Here is a 17,655-nt window from a genome sequence, read left to right as displayed (position 1 = left end):
CAGGTGGGGTGGGCGTGCAACCGACCCGGGCCCCCGTGCGTACCCACGCTGAGAACCCGCCGACCCGGCGGGACACCACAGCGAGGAGTGCACCACCATGCGAGCGACCACCCACCCCGTCCCGACCACCCGCGCCGCGCTCGTGCTCGGCGCCACCGGCCTGGCCCTGACCGGCGCCCTCGCGGGCGTCGCGCCGGGCGCCCACGCCGAGGACCCCGGCGCCGGCACCACGACCCACGAGGTCGGCCGGGTGCTGGAGTGCACCGGCAGCTGGCTGCGCCGCCCCGTCATCGCCACCGTCTACGAGAACCGCGGTCTCCTCAACGAGGTCGTCGTGCAGGTCGGCGACGGCCCGCGCGAGGTGAGCGCCGCGACCACCCGCGAGCGCCGGTTCGTGCGCGACGGACGCGTCCGGGCCCGGCTCGACCTCGACGGGCGCACCGCCCGGCTGAGCGGCACCGTGGCCCGCAACGGCCAGCGCTCCACCGTGCACGAGGAGTACGACGACGCCGGTGAGCACGTCGTCGTCGACGGCGTGCACCGCGGGCTCGACACCGACCTCGCGCTGGTGTGGCGCGGACGAGGCACCAGCCTCGACTGCACCGGCTTCGCCTACGACCTGCAGGTCACCCGCACCCCGGCGTGAGGCGGGCGGCCCGCTACTCGGCGAAGGCCTCCAGCGGAGGGCAGGCGCAGACCAGGTTGCGGTCGCCGTAGGCCTGGTCGATGCGGGCCACCGGCGGCCAGTACTTGTCGGGGTCGACCCCGGTGGGGAAGACACCGAGCTCGCGGTCGTAGTCGCGGTCCCACTCGCCCACCAGGCAGCGGGCGGTGTGCGGAGCGCCCCGCAGCGGCGAGCGCTCCGGGCTCCACTCCCCCGCGGCCACGCGGTCGATCTCGCCCTTGATGGCGATCATCGCCTCGCAGAACCGGTCGATCTCGGCCAGGTCCTCCGACTCGGTCGGCTCCACCATGAGCGTGCCGGCGACGGGGAACGACATGGTCGGGGCGTGGAAGCCGTAGTCGACCAGCCGCTTGGCGACGTCGTCGACGCTGACGCCGGTGTCCTTGGTCAGGCCGCGCACGTCGAGGATGCACTCGTGGGCGACCAGGTCGCTGTGGCCGCGGTAGAGCACCGGGAAGTGCTCGCCCAGGCGCGCCGCGACGTAGTTGGCCGAGAGCACCGCCGAGGCGGTGGCCCGGGTCAGGCCCTCGGCGCCCATCATCCGCACGTAGGCCCACGAGATCGGCAGGATGCCCGCCGAGCCGTACGGCGCCGCGGAGATCGGGCCGATCCCCTCGCGCTTCCCGGCCTCGGGGTGCAGCGCGTGCGAGGGCAGGTAGGGCGCGAGGTGGGCGCGCACCGCGACCGGGCCGACGCCGGGGCCGCCCCCGCCGTGCGGGATGCAGAAGGTCTTGTGGAGGTTGAGGTGCGAGACGTCGCCGCCGAACTCACCGGGCTTGGCGTAGCCGAGCAGGGCGTTGAGGTTGGCGCCGTCGACGTAGACCTGGCCGCCGTGCTCGTGCACCACCCGGCACAGCTCGGTGATGGACTCCTCGTAGGCCCCGTGCGTGGAGGGGTAGGTGACCATGATGGCGGCCAGGTCGTCGGCGTGCTTCTCGCACTGCGCGCGCAGGTCGTCGAGGTCGACGGAGCCGTCGGCCCCGGCCTTGACGACCACCACCCGCATCCCCGCCATCACGGCCGAGGCAGCGTTGGTGCCGTGGGCCGAGCTCGGGATCAGGCACACGTCGCGCCCGGTGTCGCCGTGGGCGCGGTGGTAGCCGCGGATCGCCAGCAGCCCGGCCAGCTCGCCCTGGGAGCCGGCGTTGGGCTGGATGGAGACCCGGTCGTAGCCGGTGACCTCGGCGAGCCACTCCTCCAGCTGTCCGACCAGCTCGCGGTAGCCCTCGGCGTCCTCGGCCGGGGCGAAGGGGTGCAGGTCGGCGAAGCCCGGCAGCGAGACCGGCTCCATCTCGGTGGTGGCGTTGAGCTTCATCGTGCACGAGCCCAGCGGGATCATGCCGCGGTCGAGGGCGTAGTCGCGTGCCGAGAGGCGGCGCAGGTAGCGCAGCATCTGGGTCTCGCTGCGGTGCAGCGAGAAGACCTCGTGGGTCAGGTAGTCGGTGGTGCGCAGCAGCGCCTGCGGCAGTGCGTCGTCGGTGGTGCGGTCGAGGGCCTCGACCGCCGCGTCGTCGATGGCCGGTGCCGTCACCCCGGTGCCGTCGGTGCCGCGGGCGAAGGCCTGCAGCACGCGCACCAGGGTGGAGACCGTCGTGGTCTCGGAGGTGGAGATGCCCACGGTGTCGGCGTCGGTCAGGCGCAGGTGCAGCCCCAGCTCGCGGGCGGCCTCGACCACGTCGGCGGCTCGTCCGGGCACCGGCACGGTGAGGGTGTCGAAGAACTCGTCGTGGGCGACCGGGTGGCCGGCCTCGCCCAGCGCGGCCGCCAGCACCGCGGCGTAGCGGTGGGTGCGGGTCGCGATCGCCCGCAGCCCCTCGGGACCGTGGTAGACGGCGTACATCGAGGCGACGACGGCCAGCAGCACCTGCGCGGTGCAGATGTTGGAGGTCGCCTTGTCGCGGCGGATGTGCTGCTCGCGGGTCTGCAGGGCCAGGCGGTAGGCCGGGCGTCCCTCGGCGTCGACGGAGACCCCGACCAGGCGGCCGGGCAGGTGCCGCTCGAGGCCCTGCGCGACCGACATGAAGCCGGCGTGCGGGCCGCCGTAGAACAGCGGCACACCGAAGCGCTGCGAGGAGCCGACGACCACGTCGGCGCCCATCGAGCCGGGCGACTCCAGCAGGGTCAGGGCCAGCAGGTCGGCGGCCACCACGGCCAGGGCGCCCCGCGCGTGGGTCTCCTCGATGAGCGGGCGGGGGTCGAGCACCCGGCCCGACGCGCCGGGGTACTGCACCAGGACGCCGCAGAGCTCGCCGTCGGGGAGCCCGGAGGACAGGTCGGCGACCACCACGTCGATGCCCAGCCCCTCGGCCCGGGTGCGCACCACGTCGATGGTCTGGGGCAGGGCGTCGGCGTCGACGACGAAGGGGCCGCTGGCCTTGCGGTTCCCGCGGCGCACCAGGGTCATCGCCTCGGCCGCCGCGGTGCCCTCGTCGAGCAGCGAGGCGTTGGCGGTGGGCAGGCCGGTGAGGTCGCCGACCACCGTCTGGAAGTTGATGAGCGCCTCGAGGCGGCCCTGGGAGATCTCGGGCTGGTACGGCGTGTAGGCGGTGTACCAGGAGGGGTCCTCCAGCACGTTGCGCCGCACCACCGGCGGGGTGGTCGTGGCGTGGTAGCCCAGCCCGATCATCGCCTCGGCCGGCCGGTTGGCGGCAGCCAGGGCACGCAGCTCGCGGGCGGTCTCGGCCTCGCTCAGGGCCGGCGGCAGCGCCAGCTCGCCGGCCTGGCGGATGCCGCCGGGCACGGCGGCGTCCATCAGCGCGTCGAGGGAGCCGAAGCCGAGCCGGTCGAGCATCGTGGTGACGTCGTCGGGGCGCAGGCCCACGTGACGGTCGACGAAGGGCGACGCGGAGTCGAGCTGGGTGAGCGTGGGGCGGTCTGACACGGTGGCGGGCTCCTCGGGAGTGGTCGTCCGGGCGCCTCCCCCTCTGTCACGCGCAGCGCGCTCCAGAGTTGCCTGGCCCGCGCGGTCCTGGCGCCTGAGAGGTTCCGGGGAGGAATTGCCCCTTCGGCGCCCCGGTACGCCGCCGTGGTGGCCGGCTCCGGGGACTCTCCCGCACGGGATGGTCAGCGGGCCCCAATCTACTACCCCGGGCCCCGGGCAGGTGCGTGGGTCAGCCGGCGCTGCGCGCGGCGCGTCGTGCCGCCAGCTCGTCGCCGGCCCCGCCCGTGGACTCGTCGTCGGCCGCGGTGCGCTCGCTGGGCAGCTCGGCCAGCGTCCCCTCGATCTCGCGCCAGACACCGCCGATGGCGATGCCGAAGACGCCCTGCCCGCCCTGGAGCAGGTCGATGACCTCGTCGTTGCTGGTGCACTCGTAGACCGAGGCGCCGTCGCTCATCAGGGTGACGCGGGTCAGGTCGTCGGTGCCGCGCTCGCGCAGGTGCTGGACCGCGGTGCGGATCTGCTGCAGCGAGATGCCGGCGTCGAGCAGGCGCTTGATCACCTTGAGGATCAGGATGTCGCGGAAGGAGTAGAGCCGCTGCGAGCCCGAGCCCTTGGCGCCGCGCACGGTGGGCTCGACCAGCCCGGTGCGGGCCCAGTAGTCGAGCTGGCGGTAGGTGATGCCGGCGGCGTTGCAGGCCGTGGGCCCGCGGTAGCCGGTGTCGCTGGGCAGCGGCGACACGTCGTCGGTGAAGAGGAGTCCCTGCTCGTCGGCGGCCTCAGCCGCAGCGGCGGCGTCGCGGTTCGTCCGCAGCTCCTGCTCGTGCTCGTTCACGCGGTCCTCCGTGGGTCTACTCCGCTTTGGGCGTAACCCCCGGGGAAGGAGATGCGGTGCCGGGGCAACCACAACGGTGGAGTTACAACGAAGACGACTTCAAGGTATGCCTCCCGGAGACCGGGGTCAAAGACTCCCGCGGCGTGTCGCAACCCTCAACCTGAGGTTGAGGGTGAGCCAACCGGACTCACTCCTGGGGAGCGTCGAAGTCCTCGGGCGTGACGTGGTCGAGGAACTCGCGGAACTTCTCGACCTCGTCCTCCTGCTCGGCGGGCACGGCGAGCCCGGCCTCGTCGAGGACCTCCTCGGAGCACACGATGCGGGTGCCGGTGCGCAGCGCCAGCGCGATCGAGTCGGAGGGCCGGGCGCTGACCTCGGTGCCGGAGCCGAGCACGAGGGTGGCGTAGAAGACCCCGTCGCGCACGTCGGTGATGCGGACCTCGACCAGCTCGTTGCCGGTGGCCTCCAGCACGTCCTTGAGCAGGTCGTGGGTCAGGGGGCGTGGCGGGGTCACCCCCTGCTGGGCGAAGGCGATCGCGGTCGCCTCCACCGCCCCGATCCAGATCGGGAGGTAGCGCTCCCCCGTCACCTCGCGCAGCAGCACGATCGGCTGGTTCGAGGGCATCTCGACCCGGACTCCCATGACATCGACTTCGCGCACATGATCACCTTACGCCGCAGGTGATGAGCCCGCGCGGGGCCCGGGTTCCGCGGGAGGGGCTCAGCGCAGGCCGGCCTTGACCAGCGTGGCGTGCAGGCGCACCGAGAGCGCCGCGATCTCGGTGACGGCCTCGGCGGCACGCCCCTTCGCGCCCGCGTCGCGACCGCGCTCCATCGGTGCGACCACCTGCTGCACCAGGCCGACCTCGCGGTCGGCGGCGGTCTTGAAGGCGCGCAGGTGGCGCGGCTCGAAGCCGAAGTCGGCGAGCTCGCGGGCGGTGCGCGCGATGACCAGCGCGTCGGTGTCGTAGTGACCGGTGCCCGGGCGCGCGCTCAGCAGCCCGAACTGCTCGAGCTGGTCGAGCAGCTCCTCGGTGATCTCGGCGACCTTGACCAGCTCGCGCCGCGAGAGGCGCAGGTCGTCGCGCCGCGCGAACGACGCCGCGCTGGGCAGGCCGTCGGCGGCCAGCGCCACCGACGGCACGGTCGGCACCACCGGTTCGATGGGCGGCGGCTCCAGGCCGCGGTCGATGGCGTCGAGGTGCTCACCGATGACCTTCAGCGGCAGGTAGTGGTCGCGCTGCATCCGCAGCACGTAGCGCAGCCGCTCCACGTCGCCCTCGGAGAACTTGCGGTAGCCCGCGGGCGTGCGCTCGGGCTTGATCAGCCCCTTGTCCTCGAGGAAGCGGATCTTGGGGATCGTGACCTGCGGGAAGTCGGGTCGCAGCAGGTCGAGGACCTGCCCGATGTTCATCCGGGCGCGCGAGCCGCCTGTGGCCGTGTCGACCGGGACCGGACCGGGGACCACGGCTCAGCCGCCCTCGTGCCCCGAGAAGAAGACCAGCCGGTACTTGCCGATCTGGACCTCGTCACCGTCGCTGAGCCGCACCCGGTCGATGCGGTCGCGGTTGACGTAGGTGCCGTTGAGGCTGCCGGCGTCGCTGACGCTGAAGCTCGAGCCGCTGCGGTGGAACTCCGCGTGGCGGCGCGAGACGGTGACGTCGTCGAGGAAGATCTCGCTGTCGGGGTGGCGACCGGCGGTGACCACGTCGGCGTCGAGCAGGAACCTGCTGCCCGAGCCGGGGCCCTTCTGCACCACCAGCAGCGCGTGGCCGGCCGGCAGCGCGTCGACGGCCGCGGCGTCGACGGCGGTGAGCTGGCGGTCGGAGGTCTCGATCCGGCTGCCCTCGCCGGTGCCGGAGGCGCTCATGGCGCCGGCCTGCAGGGAGATGGTCGCGGTCGACTCCCCCGGGCCCTCGCCGACGGCCTGCTCGCCCTGCGGGGCGTCGGCGCTCACCAGGCGGGTGCCGCACTGGGAGCAGAACCGTGCGTCGTCGGGGTTCTTCCTGCCACACGCGGTGCAGAACGGCATCGCTGTCTCCTCCTGTACGACGGGCGCCAACCCTCACCACCGGCTGGAGGGTGAAGGTTGGCCCGAACCTACCAGTCCGACGGGGCCGGGCAAGCCGGACCGGGGCGGCTCATCCCTCGAGCGAGGCCTCGTACGCCGCGGCGTCCATCAGCGAGTCGAGGGCACCGGCGTCGGCGGGCACGACCTCGAAGAGCCAGCCACCGCCGTAGGGGTCGTTGTTGACCAGCTCGGGGGTGGCGTCGAGCGACTCGTTGCGGGCCACGACCTCGCCGCTGAGCGGCGCGTAGATGTCGCTGACCGACTTGGTCGACTCGAGCTCGCCGCAGGTGCTGCCGGCCTCGAGGGCCTCGCCGATCTCGGGCAGCGACACGTAGACGATGTCACCGAGGGCGTCCTGGGCGTACTGGGTGATGCCGATGCGCACCGACCCCTCGTGCTCGCCGGGGCTGCGCACCCACTCGTGCTCGCTGGTGTAGGACAGGTCGTCGGGGTACATGGCGTCTCCTCTGGCTGGCGGTGCGCGCAGGCTACTGCGCGTCCTGGGGGCGGGCGAAGTCCGGCTCGACGGGGTCGGCCACGGCCTCGATGTCGATCGAGGCCAGCTCGGTGATCTCGACCTCGGCGCCCTCGTCCTGCAGGTCCACGCGGGGGCCCTCCAGGATGGTCATCGCGTTGGTCAGCGCCGACGGCGGCCCGATGACGTCGAAGACGTACGGCGCGGCGAGCACCTGCCCGTCGACCTCGAGCCCGCCGACGACGTCGGTGAAGGCGCTCTGCGCGACCAGGCGCACCTGGCCGTTGACCTGGATGGCCTCGGCCCCGGCCACGCGCAGGCTCTGGACCATGTCGACCACGGTGTCGGCGTTGACCGGGGCGGTGACCTCGCTGATCGTGATCCGCACCCCGGGCCCGCGCACCGGCACCAGCCCCGCGAGGATCGCGAGCGTGTCGGCCTCCGACTGCGCCTGCTGCAGGGCCGTGCGCTGGTCGGCGCTGTCGGAGGCCAGCTGGTCGCGGGTGGACTCGAGCCGCTCGATCTCGGCGCGGGCGCGCTGGCTGGTGCCGGCCAGGCCGTCGAGCACCGCGATCAGGTCCTCGTCGCGGTAGCCGGCGTAGGTGTCGTCGGCCTCGGTCGAGCGCACCTGCACCACCGCCGCGAAGGCGACCAGCGCCAGCAGCACCGCCACGACCACCTGGTTGCGGCTGGGGGTGCGCAGCGCCCGGAGCAGCCGGTTGCGCCCCGACTCCGGCACGTCCGAGCGGGTGCGGTCGTCGAGGTCAGGCATGGAAGAGGTGTCGCCGGATGGCGGCGGCGTTGGAGAAGATCCGGATGCCCAGCACCACGATGACGCCGGTGGTCAGCTGGTTGCCCACGCCCAGCTTGTCACCCATCCACACGATGGCCGCCGCGATCACGACGTTGCTGACGAACGAGATCACGAAGACCTTGTCGTCGAAGATGCCGTCGAGGTAGGCGCGCAGGCCGCCGAAGACGGCGTCCAGCGCGGCGACGACCGCGATCGGCAGGTAAGGCTCCATCGAGACGGGCACGTCGGGCTGGAGGACCAGGCCGAGCACGATGCCCAGCAGCAGACCGAGGGCGGCGATCATCGGGGACCCTCCTCGTTCTCTGCGCGCGGCTCGTCGGCCGTCAGTGGTTCGGCCGACAGGAGCGTACGACGTCGGGCCGCGGGCAGCCTCACGGAGGTCAGCGTCTCCTGGGTGTAGCCGAAGCCGAGGGCCTGCGCGACGTTGATCAGCGCGCTCCCGCTGGCGCTCTCCTGGAAGCGGGCCAGCAGGCTGCGGCTGTCACCGATGGCCGTCACGACGTACGGCGGGGCGATCGGCATCGAGTTGACGTTGACGACCACCCCGGAGTTGCGGATCGCGCTGAGCGCGGTAAGCCGCTGGCCGTTGACGGCCACGGCCTCGGCGCCGGCGAGCCACAGGGCGTTGGCGGCCTTCTGCAGGTCGATGTCGCGGATCAGGTTGTCGCCGACGGCCGGGTTCTCGAGGGTGATCCGCACGCCCTCGCCCTGGACCGCGAGGTAGCCGGTGTTGGCCTGGAGGCGCCGCAGCCGGCTCTGCGCCTCCACGGCGGTCTCGGTGAGGCGGGCGACGTTGGCGGTGGCCAGCTCGTTCTGCTCGCGCAGCTCGACGATGCGGTCCTGGAGGTCGGAGACGGTGGCGCGCCGGTCGTTGATCCGCTCGACCAGGGTCGCCCGCCCGGCGCGGTCCACGTCGGCGTCCTGGGCGGTCTGCACCGCCGCGGTGGTGACCAGGACGCCGAAGGCCGCGACCACGACGGCGGCGGTGCGGTGCGGGCGGGAGCGCGAGGAGGGCAGCTGGCCGCGCCCGCGTCGCTCCGCGACGTGGAGGTAGTCCTCGTCCATCGACTGCTGGGTGATGAGCGTGAGCAGGGGCATCGTCACGCGGGGCGGCAGTGCGTCCCGGGCCTCGGTGGCCTCGGCGGACCCGCTGGACCCCGCGGTCTCGCTGGCCCCGCGCTCGTCAGGCACGGGTGGTGCTCCGGCGCTCGGTGGTGGCCAGCAGCCGCCTGACCTGCCAGGCGTACAGGACCCCCGCCCACCAGTAGAGGCCGATGCCCCACAGCGCGAAGGACCAGCCGAAGACCTGCGCGAGCGTGGCGACGGCCCCCTCGCCGTCGCCCAGCAGCAGCAGCGGGAAGGCGTAGAGCAGGTTGAAGGTGGCGGCCTTGCCCAGGAAGTGCACCGGCAGGGAGCTGTAGCCGCGGGTGCGCAGCAGCGGGACCAGCCCCCACATCAGGGCGTCGCCCAGCGGCAGCGAGACGGCCATCCACCAGGGGATGACGTCGCGCAGCGCGAGCCCGACGACCACGGCCAGGATGTAGAGCCGGTCGGCGACCGGGTCGAGCACCTGGCCGAGCACCGAGGTCTGCCCCCAGCGGCGGGCCAGCCAGCCGTCGAGGAAGTCGGTGATGCCGGAGACCACGAGCAGCGCCAGGGCCCAGCCGTCGGCCTCGGGGCCCAGGACCAGCCACAGGAAGACCGGCACCCCGGCCAGGCGCAGGGCGCTCAGCGCGTTCGGGAGCGTCCAGACCCGGCTGCTGCGCTCAGCGTCGTCCACCACAGCTGTCTGCACTCCACCGTCTGGGCTCGTCGGTCGCGTCCTCGTCACGCCGGGCCCGTCCGGCCCGGCGAGCACACCCTAGACGAGGACCTCACGCACCGGCGTCAGCCACCGCGCCGTCGTCGTGGTGCGCCGCGTCGCGGATCTCGCCGACGAGCTCCTCGAGCACGTCCTCGAGGGTGGCCAGGCCCAGGGTGGTGCCCTCGGTGGTGACCACCCGGGCCATGTGCGCCCCGCGCCGCTGCAGCTGCTCGAGGGCGTCGTGCAGGGCGTCGTCGGGCGTGACCGGGGCGAAGGGACGGATCCACTTGTCCTCGAGGGGGCGCGTGCGGCGCTCCTCGTCGGGCTCCAGCACGTCCTTGATGTGCAGGTAGCCCACGAGCTCGCCGTCGTCGGCCTCGACCGGGAAGCGGCTGAACCCGGTGGCCGCGCAGAGCGCCTCGACCTCCGCCGGGGTCGAGCCGCGGCGCACGGTGGTGAGGGTCTCGGCGGGCATCAGCACGGAGGTGACGTCCTTCTCGGTGAAGCCGAGGGCGCCGGCGAGGCGGTCGTACTCGTCGGCCTCGATCAGCCCCTCGCCGCGGGACTCCTCGACCAGCGCGGCGACCTCCTCGCGGGTGAAGGCCGAGCTGATCTCGTCCTTGGGCTCGACCCGCAGCAGGCGCAGGGTGGCGTTGGCGATGGCGTTGAGCGCGACGATCACCGGGCGCAGCAGCGTCACCACGAAGAGCAGCGGCGGGCCCAGGACCAGCGCCGAGCGCTCCGGGCCGGCGATGGCGATGTTCTTGGGCACCATCTCGCCGAGCACCACGTGCAGGAAGACCACGACGGTCAGCGCGATGACGAAGGCGATCGGGTGCAGCAGCGCCTCCGGCACCCCGGCCGCCTCGAAGAGCGGCTCGATGAGGTGGGCGACGGCGGGCTCGCCGACGGCACCCAGGCCCACCGAGCAGATGGTGATGCCGAGCTGGGCGCCGGCCATCATCAGCGAGACGTTCTCCATGGCGTGCAGCGTGGTCCGCGCGACCCGCGAGCCGGCCTGGGCCCGGGGCTCGATCTGGCTGCGGCGCGCCGAGATCAGCGCGAACTCGGCGCCGACGAAGAAGGCGTTGAAGGCCAGCAGGCCGATGGCGATCAGCACGCCGGTGAGGTCACTCATCCTCGTCCTCCTCGGTCGGGTCGCCCTCGAGCAGGCGCAGCGTGAGCCGGTCGACGCGCAGGCCGTCCATGTGCTCGACGCTCAGCACCGCCAGCCGCTCGCGCGGCTCGTCGGGGTCGGACCGGTCGGGCACGGGGACCTCGGCGAGGTCACCGGCCACCGGCACCTTGCCGAGGACCTGGAGCACCAGGCCGGCGATCGTGTCGTAGGCCTCGTCCTCGGGCAGCTCGATGCCGGTGATGTCCTCGACCTCGTCGGGGCGCAGCAGGCCGGAGAGCACCCAGCTGCCGTCGCGGCGCTGGCGGGCCCGGGAGCCGAGCCGGTCGTGCTCGTCGGCGATGTCGCCCACGATCTCCTCCACGACGTCCTCGAGGGTGACGATGCCCGCGTGGCCGCCGTACTCGTCGAGCACGACGGCCATCTGGAAGCCGTCCTCGCGCAGCAGCTGGAGCAGGGGGTCCAGGCGCAGCGAGTCGGGCACCACGATCGGCTTGGCCATCAGGTGCTTGACCTTGGTGGTGGCGCGCTCGTGGACCGGCAGCGCCACGGCGTTCTTGACGTGCACGGTGCCCACGACGATGTCGTCGTCGTCGAGCACCGGGAAGCGGGAGTGGCCCGACTGGCGGGTCAGCTCGATGACGGCCGCGGCCCGGTCGTTGAGCTCGAGCGAGCGGGTGCGCACCCGAGGGGTCATGATCTCGCCGGCGGTGCGGGTCGCGAACTCCACCGAGCGCTCCATCAGCTCGGCGGTGTCGGCGTCGAGGGTGCCCTCGTCGGCCGAGCGCGCGATCAGCGAGGCGAGCTCGGTCGAGCTGCGCGCCGAGCGCAGCTCCTCCTGGGGCTCGACGCCCAGGCGGCGCACGAGCGCGTTGGCGGCGCCGTTGAGGATGCGGATCGGGCCCTTGTTGACGGCCGTGAAGAACCGCATCGGGCCCTGGGTGGCCCGGGCGGTGGCCAGCGGCAGCGCGATGGCCAGGTTCTTGGGCACCAGCTCGCCGAAGAGCATGGTCACGACGGTGCTCACGCTCAGCGCGAAGGCCAGCGCCACCGGCGTCACCGCGCCGTCGGGCACGCCGGCCGCGCCGAGCGGCTCGTCGATGAGGTCGGCGATCGCGGGCTCGGCGAGGAAGCCGATGCCGAGGTTGGTCAGGGTGATGCCGACCTGGGCCCCGGAGAGCTGGGTCGACAGCGAGCGCAGCGCGCTCTGCACCCCGACGGCGGCGGCGTCACCATCGGCGGCGGCCTGCTCGACCTTGGTGCGGTCGACGGTCACGAGCGCGAACTCGGCGGCGACGAAGACGCCGCAGGCGATCACGAGGAACAGGGCTGCGAGGAGCAGCAGGGTGGCGGTCACAGGCGCTCTCCGGGGGCGGGCGCAGCACGGTGGTCAGACCGCGGCGGGCACGAGGAGAGCGGGCGACTTTGGGAGCCGTCCATCGGGGGTGTTCAGGGTCCTTTGCAGATGCGGGCCAGATCGCCGCTGAGTGTAGCGGTCAGGAGCTCCCGCCCCGAGCCGCCGGGTCGCGGCGCACCCGTCCGCCCCCGAAGGAGCTGGCCACCGCGACGTCGTCGAGCACCCGGTACGGCGCGCCGGCGCTGCGGGCCCGGGCCGCCAGGGCCTCGCGCGGCACCGCCTCGGCGCCGGCGACCACCAGCAGGTTGCCGGCGCGGCGGGCGCGCAGGGTGGCCGGCTCGGCGGCCACCAGCACGTGCGGGAGGTGCTCGCGCAGGGCCGCGACCAGGTCCCGGGTGAGCGGGAACGGCGCGCGGTCGCTGACGTTGACCAGGGCCAGCCCGCCGGCGCCCAGCACCCGGGCCAGCTCGCCGGCCGCCTCGAGCGTCACCAGGTCGTCCGGCACCTCGCCGTCGACGAACGCGTCGACGACCACCAGGTCGACCGCGTCGTCGCGCACCGCCGCGAGCCCGGTGCGGCCGTCGTCGCCGCGCACCCGGATCCCGCTGCGGCGCGGCAGCGGCAGCTCGGCGCGCACCCGCTCGGTCAGCGCGACGTCGGGCTCGAGCACGACCTGCCACGAGCCGGGCCGGGTGGCGGCGACGTAGCGCGGCAGCGTCAACCCGGCCCCGCCGACGTGCAGGACCCGCAGGGCCGCGCCCGCCGGGGCGTGGTCGTCGACGACGTCGGCGATGCGCCGCACGTAGTCGAAGGCGAGGTGGCGGGGGTCCTCGAGGTCGACCAGCGACTGGTCGCGCCCGCCGACCCGCACCAGGTGGGCGCCCGGGCGGTCGGTGGCCACGATCTCGACCTGCGTCTGCTGCCCCTCGCTCACCGGGACGCCCCGCCGGCCGGGCGCCACATGGCGGTCGTGCTGCGACCGCCCGGTCCGCGCACCGGCGCGGTGACCCGCCACCCCAGGCGCTCGTAGAAGCCGATCGTGCTGGTGGAGGACGACTCCAGGTGGGAGCCGACGCCCTCGGCGTCGGCGAGCACCAGCCGGTGCTCCAGCAGCGCGGTGGCCGCGCCCCGGGCGTCGGGCTCGGCCCGCGAGGCCAGGTAGGCCAGGTGCCAGTGCGGTTCAGCGGGGCGCGCCCGGCGCGAGGCGGCGCGCGAGCGGGCGGCCGCAGGCAGGCGCCGTACGCCGAAGACGGCCAGCGCGGTGGACAGCTCCCGCCACGACCGCGGCACCGGCGCCCGGTCGGGTCCCGTGGGCGAGGGCGGGTGCCACCACGCCACCGCCAGGAGCCGCTCGTCGCCGCCCCGTCGGCCCACCGCCACCTCGGCGACCCCGTGGGGCAGGTGGTCGATCTCGCCGGCGACGGTGAAGAAGCGCCTCAGCCGCTCGTGACGACGGGCCCGCGGCACGAACGAGGAGAGGTTGGTGCCCTCGGCGAAGGCGCCGGCCAGGAGGTCGGCGGCCTCCGCCAGCTCCTCGCGCCGCATGGCACGGACCTCGACCGCGGCGCTCACGCTCCGGCGCGGTCGATCCGGCGCCGGATCTCCGCGGCGACCGCCTCGGGCACCTCGTCGAGGGACCAGTGCGAGATGCCCTCGAGCGCCACGAAGCGGTAGTCGGCGTCGACGTGGTCGCCGCAGGCGTGCGCCGCCGCCGCCGCGGTGGCCTGGTCCTCCTCGCCCCACACGAAGGTGGTCGGCACCCGCACGTCGGGCAGCGTCGACATGTCGGTCATGGCGCGGTACCAGCCCAGCGCGGGGCCCAGCGCGCCCTCGCGCATCAGGGCGACGTCGCGCTCGACCGCCTCGGCCGGCACCCGGCCCGCGTAGACCGCCCGCAGCCCGGCCTCGCCGTCGGCGAGCAGCGACTCCTCGGCCTCCCCCGGGCGCCGGAAGACCTTGAGGTACGCCGAGCGCTCGCGCTGCTCGGGGTCCTCGACGAGCGCGCGGCCGAAGGCCGCCAGGTGCGGCACGGACAGGGCGGTGAGCGTGTGCAGCCGCTCGGGGTGGTGCCCGGCCAGCCACCACGCGACCGACGCGCCCCAGTCGTGCCCGACCAGGTGCACCCGGTCCCGGCCCAGCGAGTCGACCAGCGCCAGCACGTCGCCGGCCAGCTCCTCGATCGCGTAGGCCCCGACCTCGTCGGGCCGGGCCCGGGGTGAGTAGCCGCGCTGGTCGGGGGCGAGCAGCCGCAGCCCGGTGCCGGCCAGGTGCTCGGCGACCGGGCCCCAGCTCGCGGCGCTCTGCGGGAAGCCGTGCAGCAGCACGACGGGCTCGCCGTCCTCGGGTCCCCAGGTGTGGACGTCGAGGACCAGGTCCCCGAACGGTGTCGCGCGCGGCAGCTCGAGGTGGGCCATGGACGCAGCATGCCAGGCCCGGGCCCGCTCACCCTTCAGGACCGTCCTGGTGGTCCACAGGTTTGGACGGCGTGCGGCGGGGCCATGACCCGGGGTGGACCACCGGCGCCGGGACCCTCCCGGCGCATCGACCCGACCAGGAGCAGCCATGAGCTCGACGATCCCCGTCGCCCCAGCCGTGCACGAGCACGAGTGGGGGTTGCGTGGCGTCGAGTTCGAGGACGGCGCGAGCGTGCGCGTCTTCGAGTGCACCGGCTGCGAGCAGGTCTGGTTCCGGTGAGGTCCGCCTACTCGCCCCACCTCAAGGAGAACCCATGATCATCCTCGGACTCGTGCTGCTGCTGATCGGGCTGCTGGCCAGCATCTCGATCCTGACCACGATCGGCGCGATCCTGCTGGTCGTCGGTCTGGTGCTCAACCTCGTCCCGATCGGCGGCACCCGCCGCCGGGTCTACTAGGCGCGACCCTGCTCGATCGGGGGCGCCGCCGCCAGCTCGAGGCGGCGGCGGCGCTCCCGCAGGCCGCGCACGGCCTCCCCGGTGACGAAGCCCGAGGCGGCGCGCACCGCGCTGAGCCCCGGGTCGACGTCGCGGCCCGCCCCGATGCGGCGCAGCTGGGTCTCGTACCACTCCGACTCCCCCGCCACCCCCGCCACGGTCGGCAGCCGGTAGGCCGGCAGCTCGCCCCCGGGCGCGCCGGCCAGCAGCTTGGCCGGCAGCTCGGGGTCGATGGCCAGCGGACGCCCGAGGCCGATCAGGTCGACGGCGCCCGACTCGAGCAGCGCCTGCATCGCCGCCCGGGTCCGGATGCCGCCGGTCAGCATGATGGGCACGCCGTCGGCGGCGGCGCGGGCCCTCGCAGCGAAGGCTGCGAAGTAGGCCTCCTTCACCGAGGTGCCACCGGGCTGGCCGCCGGACTGGCCATCGGCGCCGACACCGAAGAGCGCCGGGTTCTCGTAGGTGCCGCCCGAGACCTCCACGAGGTCGACTCCCTCGGCCACCAGCAGGCGCACGACCTGCTCGGCGTCGTCCTCGGTGAACCCGCCGTGGCGGAAGTCGGAGGAGTTCAGCTTGACCGCCACCGTGAAGCCGTCCCCGGTGCGCTCCCGCACGGCGCGCACGGCCCCCAGCAGCGCCGCGGCCCGGCCCGCGACGTCCCCGCCCCACCGGTCGGTGCGGCGGTTGACGTGGGGCGAGAGGAACTGCGCGAGCAGGTAGCCGTGGGCCGCGTGCACCTGCACGCCGTCGAGCCCGGCCTCCTCGCAGCGTGCCGCCGCGGCCCCGAACCCGGCCAGCACGTCCTCGACCTCGGCGGCGCTCAGGGCGCGGGGGCGCCGGAACAGCCCCATCATCGCGACCGCCGCGCCCTCGCTGGGCGCGACCGGCTCGCGGGAGACGAAGCGGTTGGTCTGGCGACCGGGGTGGCTCAGCTGCGCGAGCACGGGGACGCCCCGGGCGGCCTCGCGCAGGGCGGCCAGCCGCGACACGTCGAGGTGGGCGTCGGCGACGATGTTGCGGCTGCGCTCGAGGAAGCGCCGGTCGACCATCAGGTTGCCGGTCACCAGCAGCCCCGCACCGCCCTCGGCCCAGCGGCGGTAGAGCCGCTCGTGGGCGGGCGTGGGCTGGTTGCGCGCGTCGGCCAGGTTCTCGGTCATGGCGGCCTTGACCAGCCGGTTGGGCAGGCGCAGGCCGCTGGGCAGGACGAGCGGGTCGGCGAGGTCGGGCACGGGGGCTCCTGGGTGTGGTGGTGGCCGGGGTGGCGGGGGGTAGCGGGGGGAAGAGTCAGGCGAGGTGGATGAGCGCCGCGCCGCCGAGGGCGACGAGCCAGCTGGCGAAGCTGCCGACGAGGAAGTACTCGGTGACGTCGCTGGGCCCGTCGGGCGGCAGCTGCTGCTGGGCGCGCTGCAGCTCGGGGAAGCGCAGCAGGCCCTTGGCCGCGATCACCAGCGCCGCCGCGGTCAGCTCGCCGACGGCACCCAGCCCGACGATGAAGAGCCGCTCCATCGGGCCCAGCACGCGCCCGCCCTTGAGCTGCTTCTCGTTGGAGGTGGCCGGCACCCCCACCGCGTCGAGCACGAGGCGGACCACGACGTTGGCGCTGGCGAGCTGGGCCAGCACCACCCCGGTCGCGACGACCACGTCGGAGGCCGGCCAGCGGGCCAGCACGGTGTCGCCCAGCCGAGCGGGCAGCACCGGCTCGGCGCTCAGCAGCGCGGCGCCGAGCACGGCCGCCACGGTGCCACCGCCGAGTGCCAGCAGCGCCAGGGAGCGGGCGCGCCCGCGCCAGGGGCCGGTCCGGTCGGGACCGACCGCCAGCGCCGAGCCCAGCAGCCACACCGCCTGCAGCGACCCGAGCAGCAGCAGGAGCAGCACCAGGCGCGCGGCCTCGAGGTCGAGGAGGACCAGGCCGCAGAGCAGCACCACCAGGGCCGCGCCGACGCAGGCGGCGGCGCGCCGCGGCGAGACGACGTCGTACGACGCACGCACGAGGTCGCCGGCACCCACAGCGGCGAGCCAGGTGCCGAGCAGGGCCAGGCTCACGTGTCGTCCTCCCCGTCGCCCCGGGGCGGGGAGATCAGTGCCTGAGCATCGCGCACCGCGCCGACACCGCGCGAGAACTGCTGGCTGACCGCCGACCGGGAGATGCCCTCGGCGGCGGCGATGTCGGCCTGGGTCGAGCCGCGCAGGGAGGCGGCGAGCAGCCGCAGCCCGCGCTCGCCGAGGCGGTCGACGAGCGCGTCGCGCGCGAGCAGGAAGGCGTTGACGCGGGCCGCGGCGCCGGGGTCGGGGCCCTCGAACCAGGTGCGGGCGGCCGAGCGCCTGGGGCGGGCCAGCTCCTCCAGCGCAGCCCGGGCCGCCCACCAGCCGGGCCCGTCCTGCAGCAGCGGCGTGCTGGTCGGGTCGTGGACGACGACCTCGCCCTCCCCCAGCCCGCAGCGCACGTCGACCTCGGGCAGCAGCGCCAGGCGCACCATCAGCGCGGCCAGGGTGGCGGTGCCGACGTCGCCGAAGGCCCCCTGGAACTCGTCGCCCACGGTGGTCTCGAGGCGTTGGGCCGGGTCGAGCAGCCCGGTCACCTCGTCGAGCACCGCGGCCAGCCGGCGCTGCACGCCGGCGCGGTCGGGCAGGGCGCGTGAGCCGACCATGTCCCCGATCAGCGTCACCAGCAGCCCCATGTGTTCAGCATA

Annotated in this window: 21 protein-coding genes and 1 riboswitch; of the genes, 3 read left to right on the top strand and 18 right to left on the bottom strand. The window is 74.3% G+C overall.

What is annotated here, in order from left to right; translation table 11 throughout:
* Nucleotides 1-97 precede the first annotated feature (97 nt).
* On the top strand, nt 98-646 hold the full coding sequence (locus tag H0S66_RS17480; RefSeq protein ID WP_179616497.1) for a hypothetical protein: 549 nt from the start codon (nt 98-100) through the stop codon (nt 644-646).
* Between the two features lie 13 nt (nt 647-659).
* Here H0S66_RS17480 and gcvP read toward each other — a convergent pair whose 3' ends face one another.
* From gcvP to H0S66_RS17405, 15 genes are all read right to left on the bottom strand, one after another.
* Nucleotides 660-3,476 carry an aminomethyl-transferring glycine dehydrogenase gene (gcvP, locus tag H0S66_RS17475; protein ID WP_246305746.1) on the bottom strand — a complete coding sequence of 939 codons (2,817 nt, stop codon included), beginning with the start codon at nt 3,474-3,476 and terminating at the stop codon, nt 660-662.
* Nucleotides 3,477-3,638: 162 nt separating this feature from the next.
* Nucleotides 3,639-3,748, bottom strand: a riboswitch (glycine riboswitch).
* 47 nt (nt 3,749-3,795) lie between these two features.
* Nucleotides 3,796-4,377: a MerR family transcriptional regulator gene (locus H0S66_RS17470; protein ID WP_218877248.1), complete on the bottom strand. Its 582-nt coding sequence runs from the start codon at nt 4,375-4,377 to the stop codon at nt 3,796-3,798.
* A gap of 208 nt (nt 4,378-4,585) precedes the next feature.
* Nucleotides 4,586-5,059 carry a bifunctional nuclease family protein gene (locus H0S66_RS17465; RefSeq protein ID WP_179616494.1) on the bottom strand — a complete coding sequence of 158 codons (474 nt, stop codon included), beginning with the start codon at nt 5,057-5,059 and terminating at the stop codon, nt 4,586-4,588.
* Between the two features lie 60 nt (nt 5,060-5,119).
* The gene (gene ftsR, locus H0S66_RS17460; RefSeq protein ID WP_179617499.1) at nt 5,120-5,812 is read right to left on the bottom strand and encodes a transcriptional regulator FtsR; all 693 of its coding nucleotides are present in this window, start codon (nt 5,810-5,812) and stop codon (nt 5,120-5,122) included.
* A gap of 57 nt (nt 5,813-5,869) precedes the next feature.
* On the bottom strand, nt 5,870-6,430 hold the full coding sequence (locus tag H0S66_RS17455; protein ID WP_179616493.1) for an FHA domain-containing protein: 561 nt from the start codon (nt 6,428-6,430) through the stop codon (nt 5,870-5,872).
* Nucleotides 6,431-6,539: 109 nt separating this feature from the next.
* Entirely contained in the window at nt 6,540-6,926 is a 387-nt protein-coding gene (gene gcvH, locus H0S66_RS17450) for a glycine cleavage system protein GcvH (protein ID WP_179616492.1), read from the bottom strand.
* A gap of 31 nt (nt 6,927-6,957) precedes the next feature.
* Nucleotides 6,958-7,716 (bottom strand): DUF881 domain-containing protein, encoded by a 759-nt coding sequence (locus H0S66_RS17445; RefSeq protein ID WP_218876364.1) that lies wholly within the window; start codon nt 7,714-7,716, stop codon nt 6,958-6,960.
* Nucleotides 7,709-8,041 carry a small basic family protein gene (locus H0S66_RS17440; protein ID WP_179616491.1) on the bottom strand — a complete coding sequence of 111 codons (333 nt, stop codon included), beginning with the start codon at nt 8,039-8,041 and terminating at the stop codon, nt 7,709-7,711. Before H0S66_RS17440 ends, H0S66_RS17445 begins: the two co-directional genes overlap by 8 nt.
* Nucleotides 8,038-8,949 carry a DUF881 domain-containing protein gene (locus H0S66_RS17435; RefSeq protein ID WP_179616490.1) on the bottom strand — a complete coding sequence of 304 codons (912 nt, stop codon included), beginning with the start codon at nt 8,947-8,949 and terminating at the stop codon, nt 8,038-8,040. Before H0S66_RS17435 ends, H0S66_RS17440 begins: the two co-directional genes overlap by 4 nt.
* Nucleotides 8,942-9,541, bottom strand: coding sequence for a cardiolipin synthase ClsA (clsA, locus tag H0S66_RS17430; protein WP_180923677.1), 600 nt, complete (start codon nt 9,539-9,541; stop codon nt 8,942-8,944). The genes H0S66_RS17435 and clsA overlap by 8 nt, the downstream gene beginning before the upstream one ends.
* A gap of 91 nt (nt 9,542-9,632) precedes the next feature.
* Nucleotides 9,633-10,700 (bottom strand): hemolysin family protein, encoded by a 1,068-nt coding sequence (locus tag H0S66_RS17425; RefSeq protein WP_179616488.1) that lies wholly within the window; start codon nt 10,698-10,700, stop codon nt 9,633-9,635.
* Complete coding sequence (locus H0S66_RS17420) at nt 10,693-12,054, bottom strand: hemolysin family protein (RefSeq protein WP_179616487.1); 1,362 nt, start codon at nt 12,052-12,054, stop codon at nt 10,693-10,695. The genes H0S66_RS17425 and H0S66_RS17420 overlap by 8 nt, the downstream gene beginning before the upstream one ends.
* Before the next feature lie 139 nt (nt 12,055-12,193).
* Nucleotides 12,194-12,988: a spermidine synthase gene (locus H0S66_RS17415; RefSeq protein ID WP_179616486.1), complete on the bottom strand. Its 795-nt coding sequence runs from the start codon at nt 12,986-12,988 to the stop codon at nt 12,194-12,196.
* The gene (locus H0S66_RS17410) at nt 12,985-13,626 is read right to left on the bottom strand and encodes an N-acetyltransferase (RefSeq protein WP_179616485.1); all 642 of its coding nucleotides are present in this window, start codon (nt 13,624-13,626) and stop codon (nt 12,985-12,987) included. The genes H0S66_RS17415 and H0S66_RS17410 overlap by 4 nt, the downstream gene beginning before the upstream one ends.
* Nucleotides 13,623-14,468 carry an alpha/beta fold hydrolase gene (locus tag H0S66_RS17405; protein ID WP_179616484.1) on the bottom strand — a complete coding sequence of 282 codons (846 nt, stop codon included), beginning with the start codon at nt 14,466-14,468 and terminating at the stop codon, nt 13,623-13,625. The genes H0S66_RS17410 and H0S66_RS17405 overlap by 4 nt, the downstream gene beginning before the upstream one ends.
* Before the next feature lie 148 nt (nt 14,469-14,616).
* Between H0S66_RS17405 and H0S66_RS20695 the strand changes: the two genes are divergently transcribed.
* Nucleotides 14,617-14,748, top strand: coding sequence for a hypothetical protein (locus H0S66_RS20695; protein ID WP_258016968.1), 132 nt, complete (start codon nt 14,617-14,619; stop codon nt 14,746-14,748).
* A 34-nt stretch (nt 14,749-14,782) separates the two neighbouring features.
* Entirely contained in the window at nt 14,783-14,926 is a 144-nt protein-coding gene (locus H0S66_RS17400; RefSeq protein WP_179616483.1) for a hypothetical protein, read from the top strand.
* On the opposite strand, the gene H0S66_RS17395 is transcribed toward H0S66_RS17400, so the two are convergent.
* From H0S66_RS17395 to H0S66_RS17385, 3 genes are read right to left on the bottom strand one after another with little or no spacing between them, the layout of a single operon-like run.
* The gene (locus tag H0S66_RS17395) at nt 14,923-16,194 is read right to left on the bottom strand and encodes an oxidoreductase (RefSeq protein WP_179616482.1); all 1,272 of its coding nucleotides are present in this window, start codon (nt 16,192-16,194) and stop codon (nt 14,923-14,925) included. The genes H0S66_RS17400 and H0S66_RS17395 overlap by 4 nt on opposite strands.
* Before the next feature lie 55 nt (nt 16,195-16,249).
* Nucleotides 16,250-17,008, bottom strand: a complete 759-nt coding sequence (locus H0S66_RS17390; RefSeq protein ID WP_218876363.1) for a hypothetical protein — start codon at nt 17,006-17,008, stop codon at nt 16,250-16,252.
* Nucleotides 17,005-17,643, bottom strand: a complete 639-nt coding sequence (locus H0S66_RS17385; protein WP_218876362.1) for a SatD family protein — start codon at nt 17,641-17,643, stop codon at nt 17,005-17,007. The genes H0S66_RS17390 and H0S66_RS17385 overlap by 4 nt, the downstream gene beginning before the upstream one ends.
* Between the last annotated feature and the right edge of the window lie 12 nt (nt 17,644-17,655).

The sequence above is a fragment of the Nocardioides marinisabuli genome (assembly GCF_013466785.1).
In the GTDB taxonomy this organism is placed as follows: Bacteria; Actinomycetota; Actinomycetes; order Propionibacteriales; family Nocardioidaceae; genus Nocardioides; species Nocardioides marinisabuli.
This window is presented reverse-complemented; position numbering and strand designations above follow the sequence as displayed.

Coding starts and splice junctions, on each gene's coding strand:
- H0S66_RS17385 (WP_218876362.1), bottom strand. CDS start 17,643: ATGGGGCTGCTGGTGACGCTGATCGGGGACATGGTCGGCTCACGCGCC.
- H0S66_RS17445 (WP_218876364.1), bottom strand. CDS start 7,716: ATGCCTGACCTCGACGACCGCACCCGCTCGGACGTGCCGGAGTCGGGG.
- H0S66_RS17440 (WP_179616491.1), bottom strand. CDS start 8,041: ATGATCGCCGCCCTCGGTCTGCTGCTGGGCATCGTGCTCGGCCTGGTC.
- ftsR (WP_179617499.1), bottom strand. CDS start 5,812: ATGAACATCGGGCAGGTCCTCGACCTGCTGCGACCCGACTTCCCGCAG.
- gcvP (WP_246305746.1), bottom strand. CDS start 3,476: ATGCTCGACCGGCTCGGCTTCGGCTCCCTCGACGCGCTGATGGACGCC.
- gcvH (WP_179616492.1), bottom strand. CDS start 6,926: ATGTACCCCGACGACCTGTCCTACACCAGCGAGCACGAGTGGGTGCGC.
- H0S66_RS20695 (WP_258016968.1), top strand. CDS start 14,617: ATGAGCTCGACGATCCCCGTCGCCCCAGCCGTGCACGAGCACGAGTGG.
- H0S66_RS17405 (WP_179616484.1), bottom strand. CDS start 14,468: ATGGCCCACCTCGAGCTGCCGCGCGCGACACCGTTCGGGGACCTGGTC.
- H0S66_RS17400 (WP_179616483.1), top strand. CDS start 14,783: ATGATCATCCTCGGACTCGTGCTGCTGCTGATCGGGCTGCTGGCCAGC.
- H0S66_RS17425 (WP_179616488.1), bottom strand. CDS start 10,700: ATGAGTGACCTCACCGGCGTGCTGATCGCCATCGGCCTGCTGGCCTTC.
- H0S66_RS17480 (WP_179616497.1), top strand. CDS start 98: ATGCGAGCGACCACCCACCCCGTCCCGACCACCCGCGCCGCGCTCGTG.
- H0S66_RS17455 (WP_179616493.1), bottom strand. CDS start 6,430: ATGCCGTTCTGCACCGCGTGTGGCAGGAAGAACCCCGACGACGCACGG.